The organism is Mariprofundus sp. EBB-1, assembly GCF_003665155.1.
Lineage (GTDB): Bacteria > Pseudomonadota > Zetaproteobacteria > Mariprofundales > Mariprofundaceae > Mariprofundus.
This window is the reverse complement of sequence record NZ_RCFQ01000003.1, coordinates 93,828-115,232: the sequence shown is the minus strand read 5'-3', so window position 1 is coordinate 115,232 and position 21,405 is coordinate 93,828. Positions and strand designations below refer to the sequence as shown.

Below are 21,405 nucleotides of genomic sequence, written 5' to 3'. Positions count from 1 at the left end.
TCTAATTTGCCCCGAAAAATACAGGACTATCATTGATCGTATAACCAAGCTGTCGAAGCGCTTCCTGCAGCTTCGTTACAACCTCACCTCGTGAATTGATCTTCAACTTTACGACTCTATTTACCGGCATCACGCCCCCCGTTCATTCCCCAATCAATCCATGATCGTCAAGCGCCTCTCTGGCTATGTTCTATTTATCTCTTCAAATAATACTCTCACCTGTCATTTATTGAAAAAGGGTAGCGTCCCCTTTTTACAATTTATCAATTACACAAATTTTCTAGATAATTCCGAGTCAATGGGATCTCTGACTCCTTTCACTCTCTTCTGCACAATTCAAGACCTGACCCCTTGTGATATTAAAGCATCAACGTAAAACCCGAACTTGCCAATTTTAGTAATGACATTCCTCACAAGGGAGTGGGTGACTAGATAAGTCCCTATACTTCGTTAATAAATCACTACTCTCTACTTGCTCCCATGAAAATCGCAACGCACTTTTTTCAAGGTTCGTGTAGTGACTGTAATAACCCATAATGTCGCCCTTATACCAATCATGTAGCGAACCAAATATTAGGCGAGGGGTTTCAAAAAAACGAATGGGGAGATACGGCATCTCACCAAGGATTGCACCATCTAGACGATTATATAGCGCCCAGGGGTGATACAACCCAAGAAGGTGTCCTAGTTCATGAGCCGGCACATTTGATATTCCATGAGCATCTAATACATACCCATCATTATATTCAACTAAATTGAATAATCCGATATGACCTAAAGCCGCCACATTATTTGATCCGTGTCCTCCACTATCATCGGTGATGGTAAACACATACTCACCAGATATCTCCTTAGCAAAATTAATATCATCCACTCCCTCCTCTCTTGTTTCGAGCCTTAAATCCACAAAAGTGTTCCAAGTAATAGTATGACCATCATTCATTGTTTCATGTGATGACATAGACTGTTCAAGTACACGTTGGACTGCGTCTCTTACAGCATTTCCATCTATTGTTTGTCTAGCCTCGAAGTATGCGTGCTTTTTATCTTGGTCACTTCCCTCCGAAACTTTCAAATAACCGGGAATCATATCATTCTTAATCATTTGGACATCATCATCACTCACAAAAATCACTGCTCTAATATAAAAAATAATCTGTCGATTTCCTGCCTCATCTGTATAATCATAAATCACTTCTCCACTAAGACCAGATGGATCAACCTTGATAACAGGATTACAGTCCACGTAGGAAAAGAGATTAACTCCGTCAATTACTCCTTTTGGATCTGATCGTATCCAGCGACCGATCCACCTGCACAAATACCTGGCCGTATGGTAAGAAAATCCAGTCTCTTCATCTTTTTCCATTCCTGTGTATCGATACCGCTTCTGACCAACTTCAATTTCGCTTCTCCCCGATCGATAGGCAGAAGTACCATAGGGGTGATATTCCTCATAGGTTATGATTTGTGATGATTCATCCAGTTCAAGCGATGCGGAACCGAGATGATTGCCAAACTGATAGCGTATAGCAGGTTCCTGTATCTGGCCTTCTCCTGCAGTTTGCGTTTCGATCAATGCAATGCGCTGCTTGTCATCCATCACATGCAGAGTTTCGCGCTCATGCGTCAGCGCACCATTCTTACGTTCACGATAGACCTCCCAGCCACCGAGATAAATACGCTCCTTGATTAGTATCCCCTCGGTTTGCACAACCTTGCGCACCCGCTGGCCTGATGTGTCATAAACATAGTGGGCAGTGCCGCCGCCACCTAAGTCGACTTCACAGAGTTGCTCCTGGAAATCCCACTGCATCTGAGGCAGATGCGGCATGGAGGTCATGCTGCCGTGGATATTGTAGGTGTAGATATCCCCATAGATTGGTTCATCAGCATATGCCTGCTGTTCAGTCTCTCCAGGCCTACTGGTACTGAGCAGGCGATTACTGTCATTGGCATATTGGTACTGCCGAACCCACTTATTTTCACCTGCACTATGATTCATCGTTAGGATATTGCCTACCCCATCATACTTATAGATCTGCGTATATTCGACCAGAGCATGATCACCCGGCAGTGAAAGATCTTTGAAAAATGCATCATCGTTAGGGCCTGACATAGCAAGTCCCTTCAGTTCTCTGCCTTTGGCTGAAGTCAGACGATATAAGGCATCGTATTCGTATTTCGTGTGAGGCTCGATCTTGCAGTTATTGAAGAAGATAACCTGCTGAGCTTCGTCTCTGATTTCGGTGATGTTGCCGGTCGGATCGTAGGTGTAGTTCAAGTCCTGCAACCGCTTCGAATCGGAGTGGCGTGTGGTCAACAGTTGTGTCAGACGGAAGGTTTCAGGGTCGTAGCTGTATTTGGTGGTTGCACCGTTGCCATACCAGATATTCTGGCGTTGCCCCTTGGCATCGTAACAAATATCCTTTACATAGAGGTCACCACTTAACTGCACGTTATCGATCTCAGCTTCACTCAACGACAATGCACCAGCTTTTAGCGACACACGCACACGCTTGAGTGCACCACGCTCGCTGTAGTCGTGCGCGGTGATACTACCATCGGGTGATACAGCCCAGCGAGGGCGGTTCAGGGCATCGAAAGCAGAACGACTCTCAAACACCTCATCTTCAAGCAGCAGCTCAAAATCTGCAGCACTCCAGTCAACTGTTCCCTTATACTCTCTCGCTAGCCTTCGGCTGCCATGCAACAGATTTCCTTTGAAGTCGATGAGGTGACTTTCAACCATGCCAGCCTGATCAAATACCTGTTTCACTTGCCCGTTCAGATTCCTGACCAGATCTTCATCTGTATTCTCGCCATAGATCGTTTTACCGATCAGCAGCTCTGGATTAGTGTCTTCCTGCATCCATCTCTCGACAGGACGATGCAGCTCGTCGAAGACGCTGCGGAAGGTATGATTTCGGCTATCCCAGCTGCGAACCGGATTACCGAGGATATTGATCAGCCCCCACTTTTCGCCTGCATCCATGCTGAGTTCATACAGCGCTGGTGTACCCTCATCTTTGCCGCCCGGAAGCATCGAGTAACGATACTGCATCACGGCATTGCCGCGATCATCAATAATGGAGAGCGGATTGCCCTCGATATCCTGAATGGTGCGGGTGACGTACTTGCCTGCATCACCATTATCAGCAATGGCATAAAAAGCTCGACCCAAAGAATCGATATGGGTGATAGCAGGTGTGTTGGCATGTTTCGCAGCCAAGCTTGCTGCCCTCTTCTCTGCTGCAGAAGCAGTCGAGGAGGCATTTCGCTCTCCATACCACCGGCTCTCGAGCACCGTATCGTTCACATCCCAACTCACCTGCTTCCACGGGTCGAATTCCACCTTCGTAAACGTACCGTTGGGCAGATCGGTGCGAATCTGACGATCCAGTGAGTCGTAGCGGATGATCGGGGTAACCCCGGTTTCAACTACTTCTGCCTCATCCTCATAGAGGTGCGTATCACTGAAGAAGGGTTCGTACTGCTTGATCGGTTTGCCTTTGTTATTGAGCACAGTGCGCCCGTTGCCGATCCAACGCGGAACTCTTTCAGACTCAGGTTTGGTGTGATCGGGTTCGGCCTGCATCTTGGCCATAACGACATTGCCGAAGCCATCTGAATATTCATATTTATGCTGCCACGGCGTATCAGCATCACCATGCCGCTCGCGGGCCATGCTGTGAACATAGTTCGGCTTGCCGGTTTTGATCCAGTTATCCAGATCATAATCCATGCGCGCACTCGGATCTTCGAGCGTATCGCCCTCGCCCGCTTTACCCATAACGGCAGACTTGGTGACAAAACCCAACGCATCAGTTTCTACTGCTGTTTGATTCAGATTGGCATCGGTCATCAGCACAGGCTGCAGGGTGCGATAATCGTTTTCGGCACTTACCTGATTGTCGATGGCATCGATCACTGTCTCGGTCAGGAAGTCGTAATCATCCAATGAAACTATGGTTTCGCTGCCAAAAGGATCGCGCACCCCGATGGGGATATAGAAATGTGACCTGGCATCCGGAGGGTAGATCGCCCTGCCTGATGGCACCCACCAACCTTCATAGCCATCCAGCTGTAAATAGCCGCCCTCGGTCAGCATCACTGCATCCACTTTTGTATCGTAGATATGACCCAGCAGCGCATCGGTAAAAGCCAGCTGATACGCCTCGAATGAGAGTCCCAGTCTGCCCTGCTCACCAGCAGGCAGTGGCCCGGAGAAATCATCCTGCATCAACAGTGACAGCGACTGCTTTAACAGCCTTTTTTGCAGGCTGCCATCGGCAACTTCTTCGTAGGCAATGTCATCTGCCTCGTTTACTGCAAGTAGAAGTTCGTCCCGGGAAAAGAAATCACCATCTGCAGGTTGTGAACCGGTCAGCTCATAGCTGCGTTGCTGCCATCCCACCCGCAGGCGATAGCAATCGCTTTCATCGATATCATGCGTGTAGTCGGCTTCGGCAATGACGATATGCAGTTTTCCCTGTTCAGCCTGCACTTCTGCGGGCAGCGAAACATCCACTTCCCGACGGGGATAAACTATCTCAGCACTCTTGAGCGGGTTGCCATACTCATCGCTCTCCAGCACCAGTGAATGGGAGATGCGTGGGTCGGCAGGGTTGCGTTCGTAGTGATACGAAATTGATTCCGATCCGGTGACCATGAACGAGCCGTAACGGTTTTCACCTTTCGCTTGTACCTGCGTAATCAGACTGGTGCTCTGCGAAGTGACATAGGGTAGCTGCTCTTTCTCCGAACCATCCAGCGCATAGGTCTCGGAGCGCAGTGTCTGCCCCTTGAACGCCCTGAGTGCCTCGCGCCACTCGGCAGTCGTTAAATCATCCGGCAATGCCGGCTCGGACAATGCATGCTCTGTTAACAGCTCGTTCTGGTAATACTCATGGGCAAACTGGTTGAGAATACGATCACGACCAAGATAAGCACCGGTATGGAACCATGTTTTCGTTATAACCGGAGGCTGATGCAGATCCTCTTCGACGATATTGGCTGCTTCGGAACGAACAAAGTGTTCGAAGCTTTCGCAATCCTTCTGATCCACCCGTCCAAAGCCACGGAACTCGCGTTCGGCATGATCATAATAGCCGTGGTGATAGCTGTATTCAGATGCGAAGCGCAGGCCGGTGATATGGTCCCGCTTCTCCACACTGGCAACCACCTGTACAGGGAAAGGCAGTTTCGTGACCCATGGGGTGCCGTTCCTCTTGTCTTCCAGATAGAAATGGGTGGAACTCTTGTAGTGCCAGAGCGTTTCAGCCCCCATCCCGTTTTCATAACGTTTGAGCACATGCGGTTTTTTGCCCTGCATCAGATCGATATAGCGCAGTGCCTTGCCCTGATGTGCAGGCAATGGCGATGACCAGACTATACAGGCTGTACCTGTACCAAGCAGATCAACCAGATCGACCCGGCTCTGACTATCCACCGTCGGAAACGGATCAATGATAAAAGGATCTGCTGCAAATTGATTGCCACTATCATTGAGCCAGCAGCGGTAAGAGTCCTTGCCCAGATAAACGATGTCGGTGGTACCGGAACCATCGATATCACCCAGCCTCAGATATTGCGGATTGAACATGTCGGGGGCATCGAACAGCGGTGCCTTCCCCATCGTTACCTTCGCCCCGAATCGGCCATAACCGAGATTGGGCCAGTAGCAGACCTCGGCATTACGGATACGCACAATATCCTGCATGCCGCTACCCGACATACTGGCCAGATAGATCGACTGCGTCGCATCAGCAAATAGAATGGCAGGGCCCTGCTCTTCATCCATCTCTTTTAATACCGTACGCGATGCGGCAAAACCCTCTTTACCCTTCGATGGATACCAGCGAAAGACATTCTCTTCGGAAATCAGCAGATCAGCCTTGCCGTCACCATCCACATCCAGCCATTTCAGATTGGGATTGGAGAAGTTGATATTGGGCAGCGTTTTGAATGCCTTGAACGGTTGCCACTGTTCATCATCGGATAGACCAAAGAAGCCCCTGACATCCCCCTGAAAGACTGCCAGCTGTTTCTCACCACGCGATTCCAAATCAACCAACTGCAGAGCCCCTGACGCAATACCTGTAAAGGATGGTTTGGGTGAAATCAGTTTGGCCTGAGCAAATGAACCTGAACCCAGATTATGTTTGTAATAAAGACTTCCTGCCTGCTCGGTGAGAATGCCTGAAACACCTTCACTGAAAAGATCAGTCCACTGATAACCACCGGACAGTCCTACCGGGGCATGCTGCATGGCAGATGTTTCAAGCTCTTGTATATCGCTATTCCATGCATGCGACTGGTATTCAAACGAGACAGGTGGCATGGATTTGCTGTTGTAGAAGCCATCATCCTTGCGGATATGGCCGGATACCTCTACAGCGTCCAGAAAGCTGAAGCCCGGCTGACTCGTATATTGAAAGCAAACTGATTTCACCAGACAAGGTGTTTCGCCTAACTCTTGAAAGGCATGGAACATCAGCACACGCTGGCAACGGCGATAAGTGCGAACCTCGAATCCGGAACGGTATTGAGAGAACGGATCATGACGCACCGCCCATGCCTGTGACACAGCAAGCTCAGGCTTGTCCTGATCATGCTCACCATAATCCATCAACAGATGGAAATGGTACTGATCATCAGAGGGGCGTTGATCGCCACTATAAAATGGCATATGACTGCAATAACTCACCCGTTTCAAATAACGGTTGGTGACTGGAGCCAGTCTATTCAGCCGATTCTTTTCCCAGACATCGTCAGGCTTTACACCTTCAAGATTTTCAGCCTTGTACTCAAAGCCAGCACAACTGCCTTTATCATTGTATGTAAACTCAATAAGCCATTGGAAGATACGGGATGGATCGGCCGGATCGGCAATGCGGGATTGTTCATCTTTACCGTAAATTGAAGTTACATTATCACCGCTAATTGAGCGCCAATGGATATCACCATCCGATATCCGACTCCACTGCTCGATACGGGCAAATAGTCCCTCTATTCGAGGCCTGTATCGCTTAACTCGATAATCAATACCATCTTCACTTCGAAACTCTTCATACACCTTGGTTGTGTCTTTGCGAAAGGATGGGACCATATCTTCGGCACCAGCGAGCAGAAACTCATCACTTTCATCATCATCCTGATAGGTAGGTAACCCCTTTTCAGTCTTTCTTACGATGGATGGTATTGAGATGCTCCAGCCAAGACCAAAAGGGCCATTACCTGAACCAGAGTTGTAGCTAAGTGAAAGAGAAGGTGCGAAGCCATTGCGTGCAGGAGAGATTGGTAAAGGAATCTGAAATGAGGCGCTGCCGTTGACAGCATTGACTTCAAACTTTTCGGCAACGCCTTTAATCGCACCTCCACCTTTCGGTAAAGTGATTTCTGGTGCTTCAAGCAGATGTTGGTTTTCTTGCTCCATCCCCATTGATACGATCCCTCGTCCCTACAGGTCTTAGTAAAGACGAAAAATTTAAAAGTGCCAACCACAATTTATTCCCTTCCTCCAAGCGACCTTTCACCTCAAGAAAATAACTTCACCTATTTATCAACAACTCCATATTTATGGGACAAAAGTGGGACGCTTTGCCTGTCATGAGCTGCTCTGACTTGCCCAGAATTGGGCTAATAACCCGAAGGTCGTCAGCTATTCGCAGCAAGCTGCTCACCCTTCGGGCCATCTTGCTACCGCAAGCACGTTCATGCTGACGCTTGTCAAACCTGGCTCCGCAACCAAACATAAGCCCGTAAGCAGATCCTCTGATCGCTTGCGGGCTTTTTCATTTACAATACGTAAGAATATCTCCCCCTCTATATCTCAATTGCCAATGTTCAGGCAGACCTCCCATACCCACCTCGTTATAGATAATAAACATCAAAACATCTCATCATCGCTATATGCTGATATTGGCTTTGGAAAAAAGGGGCGTTCGGTGTACCTTTCGCGAGCTAAAATTTGACTACAGCCCAACATTCGGAGTTCTCCATGCAGGTTTCACCTCTTACCGCCCTATCGCCACTGGATGGTCGCTATGCCAGCAAAACCGCTGAGCTGCGTCCCATTTTCAGTGAATATGGCCTGATCAAAGCACGTGTTACGGTTGAAGTGCGCTGGTTACAGATGTTGGCAGCCAACAAAGATATCACAGAAGTTGCGAACTTCTCTGCTGATGCCAATGCATTTCTCGATAGCATTGTCTCCGATTTCTGTGAAGCCGATGCGCTACGTGTAAAAGCGATTGAAGCCACCACCAACCACGATGTGAAAGCCGTGGAATACCTGCTCAAAGAAAAGGTTGCCGACCACAACGAATTGGCTGCTGTATCCGAGTTTTTCCATTTCGCCTGCACTTCAGAGGATATCAATAATCTCTCTTATGCACTGATGTTAAAAGAAGCACGCGACACAGTATTGCTACCATCACTCAATGGCATTGTAGAAAGCCTCGCGGATGGCGCTAAAGAGTATGCGGCACAGCCGCTCCTGGCACGCACCCACGGGCAGACAGCCAGCCCGACTACCATGGGTAAAGAGTGGGCCAATGTCGCTTACCGCATGCAGCGCACCGTAAATCAAATTGCGGCAACACCGATTTTAGGCAAAATCAATGGTGCAGTCGGCAACTACAATGCACATCTGGCGGCCTACCCTGAACTTGATTGGGCTGCCATTGCACAGGGCTTCGTCGAATCACTTGGCATCACCTGGAACCCGTACACCATTCAAATTGAACCGCATGATTATATTGCCGAGCTCAACGATGCATTAGCACGATTCAACACCATCCTGATTGATTTCTGCCGTGATATCTGGAGCTATGTATCACTTGGCTACTTCAAACAGAGAGTGATCGCCGGTGAAGTCGGTTCATCCACCATGCCGCATAAAGTGAACCCTATCGATTTTGAAAATGCTGAAGGCAACCTCGGTTTAGCCAATGCAGTATTGTCTCATCTGGCTCAGAAACTGCCCATTTCCCGCTGGCAGCGTGACCTGACCGACTCCACTGTGTTGCGTAATCTAGGTGTCGGTTTTGGTTATTCGATACTGGCTTATAGCTCTGCTCAAAAAGGCATCAGCAAACTGGAAATCAATGCTGATCGCATCAATGCCGATCTTGATGCCAGTTGGGAAGTGCTTGGTGAAGCCGTACAAACCGTGATGCGTCGTTATGGTTTGGAAAATCCTTATGAGCAAATGAAAGCACTAACGCGTGGCACCGGCATCACCCCTGAACGCCTGCGCGATTTTATTGGCACACTCGATATTCCCGCAGATGCCAAACAGGGCTTGTTAGAGATGACACCCGCCAGTTATATCGGCAATGCCGCAGAGCAAGCGACAAATATTGATCGCTTCCTAAAATCATAAAGAGAGAGCGATAATATGGGCAGAGCATATCAAAACAAAAAAGAATCTATGGCCAAAACCGCCGGTGCTAAAACCAAGGTTTATTCCAAATATGGCAGAGAAATTTATGTAATCGCCAAAAGTGGCGGCACGGACCCCAATGGCAATCTATCGCTGCGCCGCATCATTGATAATGCCAAGAAAGATCAGGTGCCCGCTCATGTGATTAAAAATGCCCTGGATAAGGCTGAAGGTGGTGCTGGTGAAGATTTTGCCAGCGCTCGCTATGAAGGTTTCGGCCCTGCCGGCATCATGATGATCGTGGATTGTCTGACCGATAATAACAACCGTACCTACAATGATGTACGTCAATGTTTCAACAAAAACGGCGGTAAACTGGGTGGCCCCGGGGCTGTTGCACACATGTTTGATCATCAGGCCGTTTTCGTGTTCAAAGGTGATGATGAAGAGGCTGTGCTGGAAACACTGATGATGGCCGATATTGATGTCAGCGATATTGAATTGGAAGAGGGTATGATCACAGTATTAGCACCGCATACTGAGTTCTTTAAAGTCAAAACAGCATTAACAGAAAGCACACCCGACATTACATTTGAGGTTGAAGATATTTCTCAGGAACCGCAAACCATCACCAATATCAGCGGTGAAGATGCAGAGGTCTTTGAAGCATTGCTTGATGCTCTCAATGACTGTGATGATGTGCAAAAAGTGTATCACAATGCCGAAACTGACGACTAGCTAACCGCTATAATGAGCGGGAATACAACTTCTCCCGCTTTTCATGTCGCTCAAATAACTTCCAGTTCAAAATAGGAATATGCTTAATGATATCAATCGGAATCCGGTAAATTTCTGATCGTTCTGCCGTGCGAATTTCAGGGTAGCGAATGTCATTAAAAAAGATGGATGCTTCACCAAAGAAGCCCCATTCTTCTATCGTTTCGAGTACTGGCTCTGCTCCTACATGAACCTTGCCACTTTTCACCAGGTAGAGCTGCTTATCTTGTAGATCAAAGCAATGATCGGCCGGATAAACATCCAGTTTAATCTGATCGACGATTTGATTTAAGGTAATATAAGAGATTGCTTCATCAAACAAAGGTAAATTTTCCAAAAAGTGCCAACTCTCACCCAAGCGCTCAATATCATCATAGAGGGCATTTAATCGCACAAAGTCAGCATAGAGTTGACTTGAAATCTTAAGCGCCTGTACAAAACTCTCACTACGATAGGTATGCGAAGCAGGGCAGCGCTGCAAGGCTGACAATTCAGCCAATAACGAACCTGCATATAACTTCACCTTTGTATGATGTTTGGAGTCAATCATTTCAACTGAACCTGATAACACCAGGTAGAGATAATCATTCACGACACCATCTTTTATCATGATCGTACCTGGTAAAATAGTAACCATTTCACTATTTAACAGGCTGCGCAATTGATGTTTGGGTGCAGATGGGAAATCATCAGATAAGAATGTATATGCCCGTTGCATGGCAAAATTCTGATGCGTAGGAATCAACACATCGACAGAGGCAAAAGGCAAATCCGAACCGATCTCTTTTTGTTCATCGGTCAGCGCCAATGCCGTATGGGCAAGAATAATTTTATTCGACTCATCATCCTTAAAATCACAAGCATTGCCGTGAATCAAACCACCACCAATATCAATTTTCTTAATATCAACCGGCGTTAAATAATCCTCTCTCACTTTATCATAAAAGGATTGAGATATGCCATCCTCGGCCCCTTCTTTTGATAGCATCGACTGCATCACGCAAAAGGACGATATATCAGCAAAATGGCCGTAACTACGGTATCCATTTTCCCACAGTGCGCGGAATATAAATATATTTGTTTCAACCGGATGCGGAGAGAAAATGGGTTTTACTTCCAGGCCATCCACATCATTCCAGCGATCAAAGTCCAGATCATGTATCTCAAAATAATCTGCGAAACGACTTTCATCCATACTGAGCAACGCACTCATTTTCTTCGTTACGGAGGTACGCACCAATTTAGTGGCGAAATATTTCAAACGTCGATCCGTACGAATCAAGGCCGGCAGTCCTGCAAAATGGTCATCATGTGAGTGAGTATGAAAGACCCCCTCAATTTCGTTCATTCCAATACCAAGTGCTGTCAGCGTCTCGGGCAGATTGGGGCCGGCATCAATCAAATAAATCTTTCCATGGAACATAATAATGGAAGACATCGAAGGGCGGTGCACATCCCAACCATCACCCTCACCAGAATGGATCACTGAAAAATATTCTCTTTTAATGTTATGAAAACCGAGCGAAAACGTTGATGTGTATTGTTCATCGGGTGTTAAATTAAGGTCAATGGTGACCGCTTCATCCTCATAATAAAATTCAAACCGGTTGAAACCAATGCGCTTGACCGCCAGGCCATTGCGTATTTCCACGCGTTCACTTTCGATGATGCAGGTATCCAGAATCTCTTCCGATTCACGAATAGCGCCAAAGGCAAAGGCCTTCTTCATGTGAATCATCTCTTCCGCATCATGCTCGCTTACACCGGCATCCATCAGCTCTTCGATTGAAACTAAGCCATAGTTGCCTCTATAAATATATTTCATTTGAGCATGAATCTGCTCTTTTTCCCCCATCAGAATTGGTTTAATACCAGTATTGTTCGGATGGTTCGGCAATAACATGCCCTGGTTATATAACATTTGCAGGACAGGGAATTCGGACATGTTTGCAAAGTTACCTTTTTGCAACATGCTATCAGATAGGAGTATGGCATTCGGGCCGGTTTCATAGGTGATACCATGATCCTCTTCCGAAATAATCAGCCCCGAATGGATGAGATGTTTGACACTATCAGCCGGGCATCCGCATAAAACACGAAGATCAGCACCGGGCACATCAATCCAGAATATGCCAGCGGATACGCAGATTTTATTGATCTTTTTTATCACATCATGTCCTCTCACCAATGAAGCCACCTGCTCTCCAGATAGAGTTCTACCACTTCAGCGGCAGATATTCACGTTTCAATACCATAAAGTGCAGTATAGATGATTTTAATCAACATGGTGTGCGGTAGATCATAGTTCATACGAATAACGATCATCGTCAAAGATCATGCTTAGCATCACAGCTAAATATGTTGGAATCACTTCCTATTAATATTACCCGCTTCAGAGATTCATCGCGTTTTAAAAGCAAAAAAAAGCCTGCGACATCTTGCGCAGGCTTTTTCAATCATTAATTTACAGAGATCAGTCTAAGCGTGTACGCTCTTCCTGTTCTTGTGCTGTTTTGCACTCGATACATAAGGTTGTAACTGGGCGCGCCTGCAAACGCTTCACACTGATGTTACCACCGCATGAATCACATTCACCAAAATCACCATCCTGCAAACGTTCGATGGTCTGATTAATTTTCTTGATTAATTTACGCTCGCGATCTTTGATACGTAGATCAAAGTTGCGATCAGTTTCCATGCTTGCCTGATCAGTTGGGTCAGGGAATGATGTCTGATCCTGCTCTGTCATTGCATGCACGTTTTCACTTTGACCGAGTTCCAACTCATTTTTCCAGTCAGTCAACTGCTTCTCAAAAGCTTCTAATTGTGTCTTGGTTAAGGCCATTGCCATCCTCCTGAAAACAGGGATATCCAATCAACGAATCGCCAAAAGGGCGCGAACCATAGCGATTCTTATGAATAGTGTAAATAAAGCCTGTTCATGCATAAGATACTGCCATGCGTAAAACAATTCATTGTACCAACACTTTGATCATAGGCCAAGGTTTAGCTGGCTCACTGCTTGCCTGGCAACTCATGCAGCAAGGTCAACAGATCAGTATTGTGTGTGATGAGGCTGCTCCTTGCGCATCTCGTGTGGCCGCAGGCCTGTTCAACCCCGTCACTGGTCAGCGCCTGGTATTGCAAGAACAAGCTGCACATATCATTCCAAGCGCACGCCGCTGTTACCAGACATTAGAGACACAATTTGATGAAGCATTCTTTCACGACATCCCCATGTTGCGCATCCTCAACAATGACAATGAACGTCAATCGCTCTACAAACGCTGTCAGGACAAGGCTTACACGCCTTATATGGGTCAACACATCGACACTGTAGATTCAATACGTGCGCCTCACGGCGTGTGCGAACAGCAACAAACCGGATATCTGGATACGAATGCACTACTGGATCGCTTACGCACCTTTTTCATACAACAGGAGAGCTACTTCGCAGATCATTTTGATTTCGCTGACTTAGAAATAACTTCCAACGGTGTGATATGGAAACACATTCATGCCAAGCGCATCATTTTTTGCCAGGGATTCATGGATCAAACAAACCCGTGGTTCAAATGGTTACCCTTTCAACCGGCTAAAGGTGAGATCCTGACACTCACCTCGGATAGCGCATTACCAACACAGATTATCAATGGAGGTAAATGGCTATTACCTTTACACAATGGTCAATACAAAACAGGCGCAACCTACAGTCATAACCTATCCACGATCGAAGCCACGCCAGCAGCAAAAACAGAATTACTCAACGGACTGCAAAAACTATTTCTTACACCCGTAAATATTGATGTTATCCGGCAACAGGCTGGGGTACGCCCCAACACACGGGACAAACACCCCTTCATTGGCCTGCATCCAGAAAAACCACAGATCGGTATTTTCAATGGTTTTGGCTCCAAAGGCTCCATGCTTATCCCGCATTATGCGCAAGCGTTTACGGATCATCTCACCCATGGCACGCCGATACCCCATGAAGCTGACATTATAAGAATATCGGACAGCAACAAAAAATCCCGCACCAAAGCACAGGCACGACTTTCATTAACAGAACGTGTGCATCAAAATCTGCTTCCCCACATTCAAGCCGCATGCAGCACACCACAAAAGCCTGACAACGACAGACAGCATAATTATATCGCTATTGATGCCACCGCAGGCAACGGCCATGACACTCTCTTCCTTGCACGTCATATTCAGAATCATGGGCAGGTATTCGCATTCGATATCCAAAAACAAGCCATCGACAACACATTCAAACGATTAAAAGAAGCCGAACTCAGTGATTACACAACACTATGCTGTTGCGGCCATGAAGAGATGCTCGAACACATTCCGCATGCTTTTGTTGGCAATGTGAATCTGATCATGTTCAATTTAGGGTATCTGCCACAGGCCGACAAAACAGTGATCACGCAAACAAACTCCACCATTCAAGCGCTCAATGCATCGATACAACTCATCGCACCCAATGGACACATCTCTATTCTGGCCTACCCCGGCCATGCCGGCGGCGCGCGTGAAACTGATGCTGTAATCTCATGGTTAGAAACACTTCCAGCATCATTTTCCATGATCAAACACAAGTCTCTGCACGACAATCCACACTCACCACGTTGGTTTGAAGTTATTCGCCATAACGCGCCAACAGAGACTCATCCTAAAAAATTCATCGCCGATAAGTAACAAATCCAAATTTCAAAGCGTTCACCGCAATCCCCCAGGGGAGTCTCTCTTGCACAAGCGTTGTCACCTTCAGGCCGCTCTTGCGCATCCATGCGCTCGCGGCATTTGGGCATCCTGCCCGGCAACGCTGAGGACCCAGAAAAAGGCATTACTGGTAGAAAATTTGCGATGCTCCACGGCTGTCAGTGATTCCAGAAAAGTAGAGTCCCAATGAACTTCACATGTAAAGATTTGCTTCTACTTTGCGTTACTTTGCGCCCTGCGGTGAATGCTTTTAAGTAGTTTAATTCGATTGCGCTGCTAACAAATCACTAAAACTTTGCATCCATATTGCTGCCAATTCAGGCAGCGGTAATGGATCAACGAAACGAGACATGCTGACAATACCCGACTGCAAACCGCAGGGATTAATGGCTGCAAACCATGCCGGATCAACATCCACATTCAGCGCCATGCCGTGATAAGCCACACCATGCGTAACGCGCACGCCCAAGGCCGCAACCTTGCCCTGTGCTGTCCATACACCGGGGAAACCACAACGACGCGCGGCCTCGATCCCCTGTGATTGCAATACATTGATACAGGATTGCTCCAGCAGATGCACATAAGCCTTCACACCGATATGACGTTGCCGTAAATGAATAATGGGATAGAGCATAAGCTGGCCCGGGCCATGAAACGTCATCTCTCCACCACGATCTGAATGCACAACAGGAGCAGGCAACAGCTCTCCCAGGCGATTATCCACGCCACGCCGACCAGTGGTATATACCGGTTCATGTTCACAGCTGAAGATGATCTCTGAAGCATCCCCCTCGGCCACCGTATCAGCACGTGCCTGTAGTAACAGCCAGGCAGATTCATATGGTTGCCGTGCTAACCACTGGTTCTCGATCAAAGGTGTTTCATTCATAGGGTCTAAGCAGAACCGCCCGACCAGGTTTTGTCCACCGCTTAATCCAGAGCGCCCAAGGTAATCGCATTAAAACAGTTAAAAACGTTCACCGCAATCCCCCAGGGGAGCCTCTCATGTGTAAACACACTCACCTTCAGGACGCAGAGTTTCGCAGAGAAAGTCAAAAGCATTGTATTTCAGAACTCAATAAAAATGTAATGGAGCAAAAGAACAGTCATTGAAACATGAGAGAGCACCAAAATCACACATATTGTTTGTTTTTACTTTGCGTAACTTTGCGGTAAAAAAATGCTGAGTAATAATAAAATCAAGATATTTTAATGCTATTACCCTGCCAAAGATCCCCTCTTTAGATCAATATCCTATGCATCCGGAAAATGACCATCCAACGATTCTTGATCCTCGGGTTTGGCATACATAGCCTCAATGATATCGGCATAACGCTCATGAATATTACGGCGTTTCAGTTTTAAGGTTGGTGTTAACAAACCATTCGCTTGCGTCCACTCTTCATCAAGCATACGGAATTGTTTCACCTGCATATAACTGGAAAGATCATGCTCATCATTATGAATACGCTGCATGAACCACGTTGAGGCAAGCGCACCATCTCGCCAGTCTTCGGGCAATGGCTGAGGGTGATCCAGCATCCATGCGACCTTGATAGCCTCCTCATCAGGCACAATAAGTGCTGTTACATAAGCTCTTTTATCAGCAATGATCATGCTTTGCAGAAAACATGGGTCCTGATTAAGATGTTGTTCAATCACTGCCGGAGCTACATTTTCACCATTGGATAAGACCATGATCTCCTTTTTGCGATCTACTATCGTAATATACCCATCATCATCCATCTCAACCTTGTCACCGGTATAAAGCCAGCCATCGGCATCCATGGCTTTGGCCGTTGCTTCAGGTTGCTTCCAGTAGCCCTGCATCACCATCGGCCCTTTGACCAATAACTCTCCATCATCGGCAAGTTTCAACATTACCCCCGGCAAAGCAGGGCCAACCGTTGCCGGTTTGATAAGCGACTGCACATTTACACTCAGTACAGGCGATGTTTCAGTCAGACCATATCCGGGCAGTACGGTGATATCTGCAGCCAGCAAAAAACGGGCAATATCAGGATGCAGCGCTGCACCACCGGAAATAAATGCACGAATATGCCCCCCCATTTTTTCTCGCAACTTGGCATTCACGACTTTATCAAGCACGCCCCACAACAACGCCTTGGGCCCGGACAGCTCCTTGCCCTGCATGCTTAATTCAAAACGTTCCAAACCGAGCTTTTGCGCCAAAGAGAATAGCCTCCGTTTAATCGCTGGCCCCGCCGCCAGTTTGGATTGCACACCCGCATAAATTTTTTCATACAAACGCGGCACCGATACCATCACCGTTGGTTGCACTTCCGGCATATCCCGCAGCAAGGTGGTTACATCCTCCGCATACGCGATCTCAGCCCCACTGGCCGTTGGTAAAAAATGGCCAACCGTTCGTTCAAATGCATGTGAGGTTGGCAAAAAGGAGAGAAACAGATCATCAGGAAAGACTTCTACACCGCCAAGTCCAGCAGCCACATCCGACAACAGGTTATGATGTGTCAACATCACCCCTTTAGGGTGACCTGTGGTACCCGAGGTGTAAATCAATGTAGCCAGATCATCGCGTTTTGGACATGGCGCTTGTAAACGATGATCCCAGCTTTCATCATCAATAATCGTACGGATACTATCGATACCGTGAAAGGCTCTATGCTTCACCATCATACCATCGAGCTTGTCTAACTGATCACCCTCTTCAACCAGTACCAATGATACTTCGGCATCATCAAATACATATTGCACCGCTTCAGAGGGATCCGTGAAATAGGCAGGCACAGTCACTGCCCCCAATCGTAAAATAGCAAAATCGGCAATAAACCATTCGGCACAGTTATGACCCAACAGCCCTACCCGATCTCCCGGTTGAATACCTTCAGACTCCAACCACGCCGCTAATCGTAATACCGATTGCTGCACGCGAATACGTGAGCATGATACCCATTTACCATTCTTATGGCGGCTTCGCAGTAGCGGTTTATCCAGCCATTCCGGTGGTGATGATAATAAGAGGTCAGGCAAACAGTTCGCTCGCTCAGCCTGCATCAGACCCGGGCAATCAGACTTATGCGCGGAAGGCATCCAACACATCCATATTATCAGGCAAATTCAAACCAGCAGCTGATATTTTATCGGACAATTGTAAGCGTTCAAACGTGGCAAAATAATGTAACAGACCGCCTCTAAAGGGTGGAAAACCAATGCCATACACAAAGGCAGCATCCAAGTGTTGCGGATCATCCACTACGTTTTCATGTAAACAGTGTAGTGCTTCCACCAACATCGGAATCAGACAGGCATCGGATATAGCAGTTACCGACATAACATCTGCCTCCATTTTCATATCTGCATCAAACGCATGCTCCAGTTTCTTCGCTGATGGCAAATATTTAACCAAAGACGGATTCAAGCTGCCTTGCTTACCTTTATCATATACAAAGAAACCCTTGCCTGACTTTTCGCCCAGCAGACCATCGGCAAGCATTTTTTCAAAGAAGTCAGGCATGGCTGGGACCGAATCAAAGGCTTCAGAGAGATGCTCGCCAACGTGATGACAAATATCCAAGCCCACCCGATCTGCCAATTCAAAGGCCCCCATCGGCATACCAAAATGTTTGAGAGCCCCATCAATATGTTCCGGGTGCTGCCCTGCCTCTGCCAGCCTCAGAGCTGCAATCATAAACGGCATCAAACAACGATTAATCAAAAAGCCGGGGCGATCCGCCACGATGATCGGGAACTTGCCCCATGACGTTGCCAGGGCACAGGTTTTATCCAGCGTTTCCTCTGTTGTTTTCTCTCCTGCGATGACTTCAACCAACGGCATCTTTGGAGCAGGGTTAAAAAAGTGCAGGCCCGCAATGCGACCAGCATTTGCACGCCTAAGCTGCATCTCTGTAATAGACAGCGATGAGGTATTGGAGAGTAGCAGTGTCTCTTTTGAGACCGATTTCCCCACTTCAAGCCATAGTTTCCGCTTCACGTTTATATCTTCCAGCACCGCCTCAATGACCACATCGGCACCATTCAGGCCACTGGCATCCAATACCGGGCGAATGCGATTCAAACGCTGTTTACTATTGCTACCACCATGACTGGCTAAATCGCTAAGCCCCTTCATGCCACGGCTCAAGAACTCTGCTGAAAGTTCATGCAAATCAACATTCATGGTCTTCGTTGCCACCCAGGCAATTCCACCACCCATAACGCCAGCACCATACACCGCTGTTTTACTAAACCCTGCCACAGACTCGCGCCCGCGCCTGACAGCATCCTGTTTCTTCAATGTTTCACCCAGATGAAATACGCGAATCAGATTCTTGCATGTAGGCGTCACAGCCAACTGCCCCAGTGAGTGCGCTTCGCGCTGCAGTGCCTGCCTGTCTGGCAAACCAATAGTTTCTTTCAACAAATGAATCACGGCCGGAATAGCCGGATATGCTGTAGGCATATGTAAAGCCTTAAAGCGTGCATAGGCTTTTTTTTCCACCTGCTGAAAAAACAACGCCCGCACCGGCCAGATCTTCAACCACCATGGTTGAAATGTGCGTAACCTCACCTTTCCTCTGGCCGCTAGCAATCCAATCGCAGCTTCAAACTGCTCCGGCTGAACACATAAGGCTGCCAAGCCGATACGTTCGGCCCGTTTGGCATCGACTGACTGCCCTGTTAAAATCATTTCAACAGCCTTCACCCAGCCCACCCGCTTGGGCAAGCGCACACAGCCACCAAATCCAGGGTGAATACCTATTTTAATTTCAGGCAGAGCCAACTGTGTTTTTTTATCTTCAATCGCCACGATATAATCACAAGCCAGCGCCAGCTCTAAACCGCCACCCATACAAGCACCTTGCACCATGGCAATGGTAATCGATGGCAATACCTCAACACGTCGGCACAAGGCCTGCCCGCGTTCAGCCAGTTTTGTTGCTTCACTGGCATCCTGCACAGCAGCAATTAAATCCAGATCTGCACCGGCCACAAAACAGCCCCGCATGCCACTTTCCAAAATCAACACCTTGGGTGGATCAAGCTCCAGCGCATCCAGGCAAGCCTCTAATTGTTCCATCGATGTTTTATCCAGCACATTGACCGATTTATCTGTACGCTCAAATTTTAATCGTGCCTGAGATGCCACACCCGCAACAGCCGGCTCATTGATGAGAAGTACGGTCTTCATGATGCTAACCCAGCGGCTTCACTGGAGAGCAGCACTGCCCCCCCCTGACCACCACCAATACATAAACTCGCCAGTCCCAAGCCACCATCGCATTCTCCTCTCAACTGCCTTAACAGGGTAAGGATCAACCGTGCCCCTGTCATACCGACCGGATGCCCCATCGCAATAGCACCACCATGCACATTCAGTTTATCCATATCCGGGGCTCCCATCGATGTTAACCAGCCTTGTTGTTCAGCAAAGGCAGTTGACTCCATCGCTTTCAAGTTGGCCAGCACCTGCACAGCAAAAGCTTCATTGATCTCCACCCGATCCACATCCGACATACGCAAATCCGCTGCTTGTAACACCGCATGCATAGCAAATACCGGCCCTAAACCCATACGTTTCGGATCGCAACCCGAATAGGCCCAATCATGCAGGCAGCCCAAGACAGGCCAACCTTCTGCTTCAGCCTTTTCTCGACGGGCTAAAACAAGCATTGCCGCTCCATCGGTAATTTGCGAGCTATTACCTGCTGTTACCGTACCCAGTGGCCTATCAAATGCCGGTTTTAATTTTTTTAATGCTTGCATGGATTGACTGGCGCGAATGCCTTCGTCGCGATGCACATCTTTAAACGATGGTGCTGCAAACACATGCATCACCTCATCATCATAAAAGCCAGCATCCCAGGCCGCAGCCGCACGTTGGTGGCTTTGCAGAGCAAACGTATCCTGCTCTTCACGCGTAATGTTAAACTCGCGTGCCAACACTTCAGCAGTTTGCCCCATGCCCATTCCAATCGTGGGATCTGTTAATCCTTCCAAGAGGGAAATACGCGGTTTCCATGGTGCTTTGGCAATCTCTGTCAGAACCGGAATCTTTTGTTGCAGGGTTCGTGCTCTCGGCAGCTTGGCCATCGCCGCACGAAAACGATCATGAAAAAGCAGTGGGGCATGGGTCATCGATTCCACGCCACCAGCAATAATCACATCACTGCGACCAAGCTGAATTTTTTCCGCCGCATCAGTAATCGCTTGCATACCCGAAGCACAATTACGATGCACTGTATGCGCGGGAATAGCATGTGAAAGGCCCGCCGTTAAACTAATAACCCTCGCAATATTGGTTGCTTCAGCAGGCTGAATCACATTACCAATAATAACCTGATCTATGTCATCGCTATGAACAGGCGAACGAGCTAGCAGTTCACGTATGGCCAGCACACCTAAATCAACCGCACTCAATGCATCAAAAGCACCTGAACTTTTAGTCAGCGGTGTTCGCATTCCAGCCACGATCACGACATCGGTTGGTCTCTTCTTTATTACTTTTCGTTTCGCCATACGAACTCCTTCGC

At 47.6% G+C, this 21,405-nt stretch carries 10 protein-coding genes; 3 read left to right on the top strand and 7 right to left on the bottom strand.

Translation table 11 applies throughout. From position 1 onward, the window contains the following. Positions 1-394: 394 nt before the first annotated feature. Complete coding sequence (locus D8Y20_RS02330; RefSeq protein ID WP_121541422.1) at positions 395-7,444, bottom strand: SpvB/TcaC N-terminal domain-containing protein; 7,050 nt, start codon at positions 7,442-7,444, stop codon at positions 395-397. A 558-nt stretch (positions 7,445-8,002) separates the two neighbouring features. On the opposite strand from D8Y20_RS02330, the gene purB reads away from it, so the two are divergent. Both purB and D8Y20_RS02320 read left to right on the top strand, forming a co-directional pair. Beyond that, on the top strand, positions 8,003-9,388 hold the full coding sequence (gene purB, locus D8Y20_RS02325) for an adenylosuccinate lyase (RefSeq protein WP_121541421.1): 1,386 nt from the start codon (positions 8,003-8,005) through the stop codon (positions 9,386-9,388). Between the two features lie 15 nt (positions 9,389-9,403). Then, positions 9,404-10,126, top strand: a complete 723-nt coding sequence (locus tag D8Y20_RS02320) for a YebC/PmpR family DNA-binding transcriptional regulator (protein WP_121541420.1) — start codon at positions 9,404-9,406, stop codon at positions 10,124-10,126. A 7-nt stretch (positions 10,127-10,133) separates the two neighbouring features. Here the strand turns inward: D8Y20_RS02320 and D8Y20_RS02315 are convergent, their stop codons facing one another. Together D8Y20_RS02315 and dksA are read right to left on the bottom strand one after the other, a co-directional pair. Beyond that, on the bottom strand, positions 10,134-12,362 hold the full coding sequence (locus D8Y20_RS02315) for a cyclic nucleotide-binding domain-containing protein (RefSeq protein WP_201265500.1): 2,229 nt from the start codon (positions 12,360-12,362) through the stop codon (positions 10,134-10,136). A gap of 276 nt (positions 12,363-12,638) precedes the next feature. Further along, the gene (dksA, locus tag D8Y20_RS02310; protein ID WP_121541419.1) at positions 12,639-13,010 is read right to left on the bottom strand and encodes an RNA polymerase-binding protein DksA; all 372 of its coding nucleotides are present in this window, start codon (positions 13,008-13,010) and stop codon (positions 12,639-12,641) included. Between the two features lie 113 nt (positions 13,011-13,123). Here dksA and D8Y20_RS02305 point away from each other — a divergent pair, with 113 nt between their 5' ends. After that, a complete protein-coding gene (locus tag D8Y20_RS02305; protein ID WP_121541418.1) occupies positions 13,124-14,866 on the top strand; it encodes an FAD-dependent oxidoreductase in 1,743 nt (580 codons plus the stop codon). Positions 14,867-15,149: 283 nt separating this feature from the next. On the opposite strand, the gene lipB is transcribed toward D8Y20_RS02305, so the two are convergent. The 4 genes from lipB to D8Y20_RS02285 form a co-directional block, all read right to left on the bottom strand. Beyond that, entirely contained in the window at positions 15,150-15,779 is a 630-nt protein-coding gene (gene lipB, locus D8Y20_RS02300; protein WP_121541417.1) for a lipoyl(octanoyl) transferase LipB, read from the bottom strand. A 365-nt stretch (positions 15,780-16,144) separates the two neighbouring features. Beyond that, a complete protein-coding gene (locus tag D8Y20_RS02295; protein WP_121541416.1) occupies positions 16,145-17,965 on the bottom strand; it encodes a long-chain fatty acid--CoA ligase in 1,821 nt (606 codons plus the stop codon). Then, positions 17,949-20,063, bottom strand: a complete 2,115-nt coding sequence (locus D8Y20_RS02290; RefSeq protein WP_121541415.1) for a 3-hydroxyacyl-CoA dehydrogenase NAD-binding domain-containing protein — start codon at positions 20,061-20,063, stop codon at positions 17,949-17,951. Before D8Y20_RS02290 ends, D8Y20_RS02295 begins: the two co-directional genes overlap by 17 nt. Continuing rightward, positions 20,060-21,391 carry a thiolase family protein gene (locus D8Y20_RS02285; protein WP_121541414.1) on the bottom strand — a complete coding sequence of 444 codons (1,332 nt, stop codon included), beginning with the start codon at positions 21,389-21,391 and terminating at the stop codon, positions 20,060-20,062. Before D8Y20_RS02285 ends, D8Y20_RS02290 begins: the two co-directional genes overlap by 4 nt. Positions 21,392-21,405: the final 14 nt, after the last annotated feature.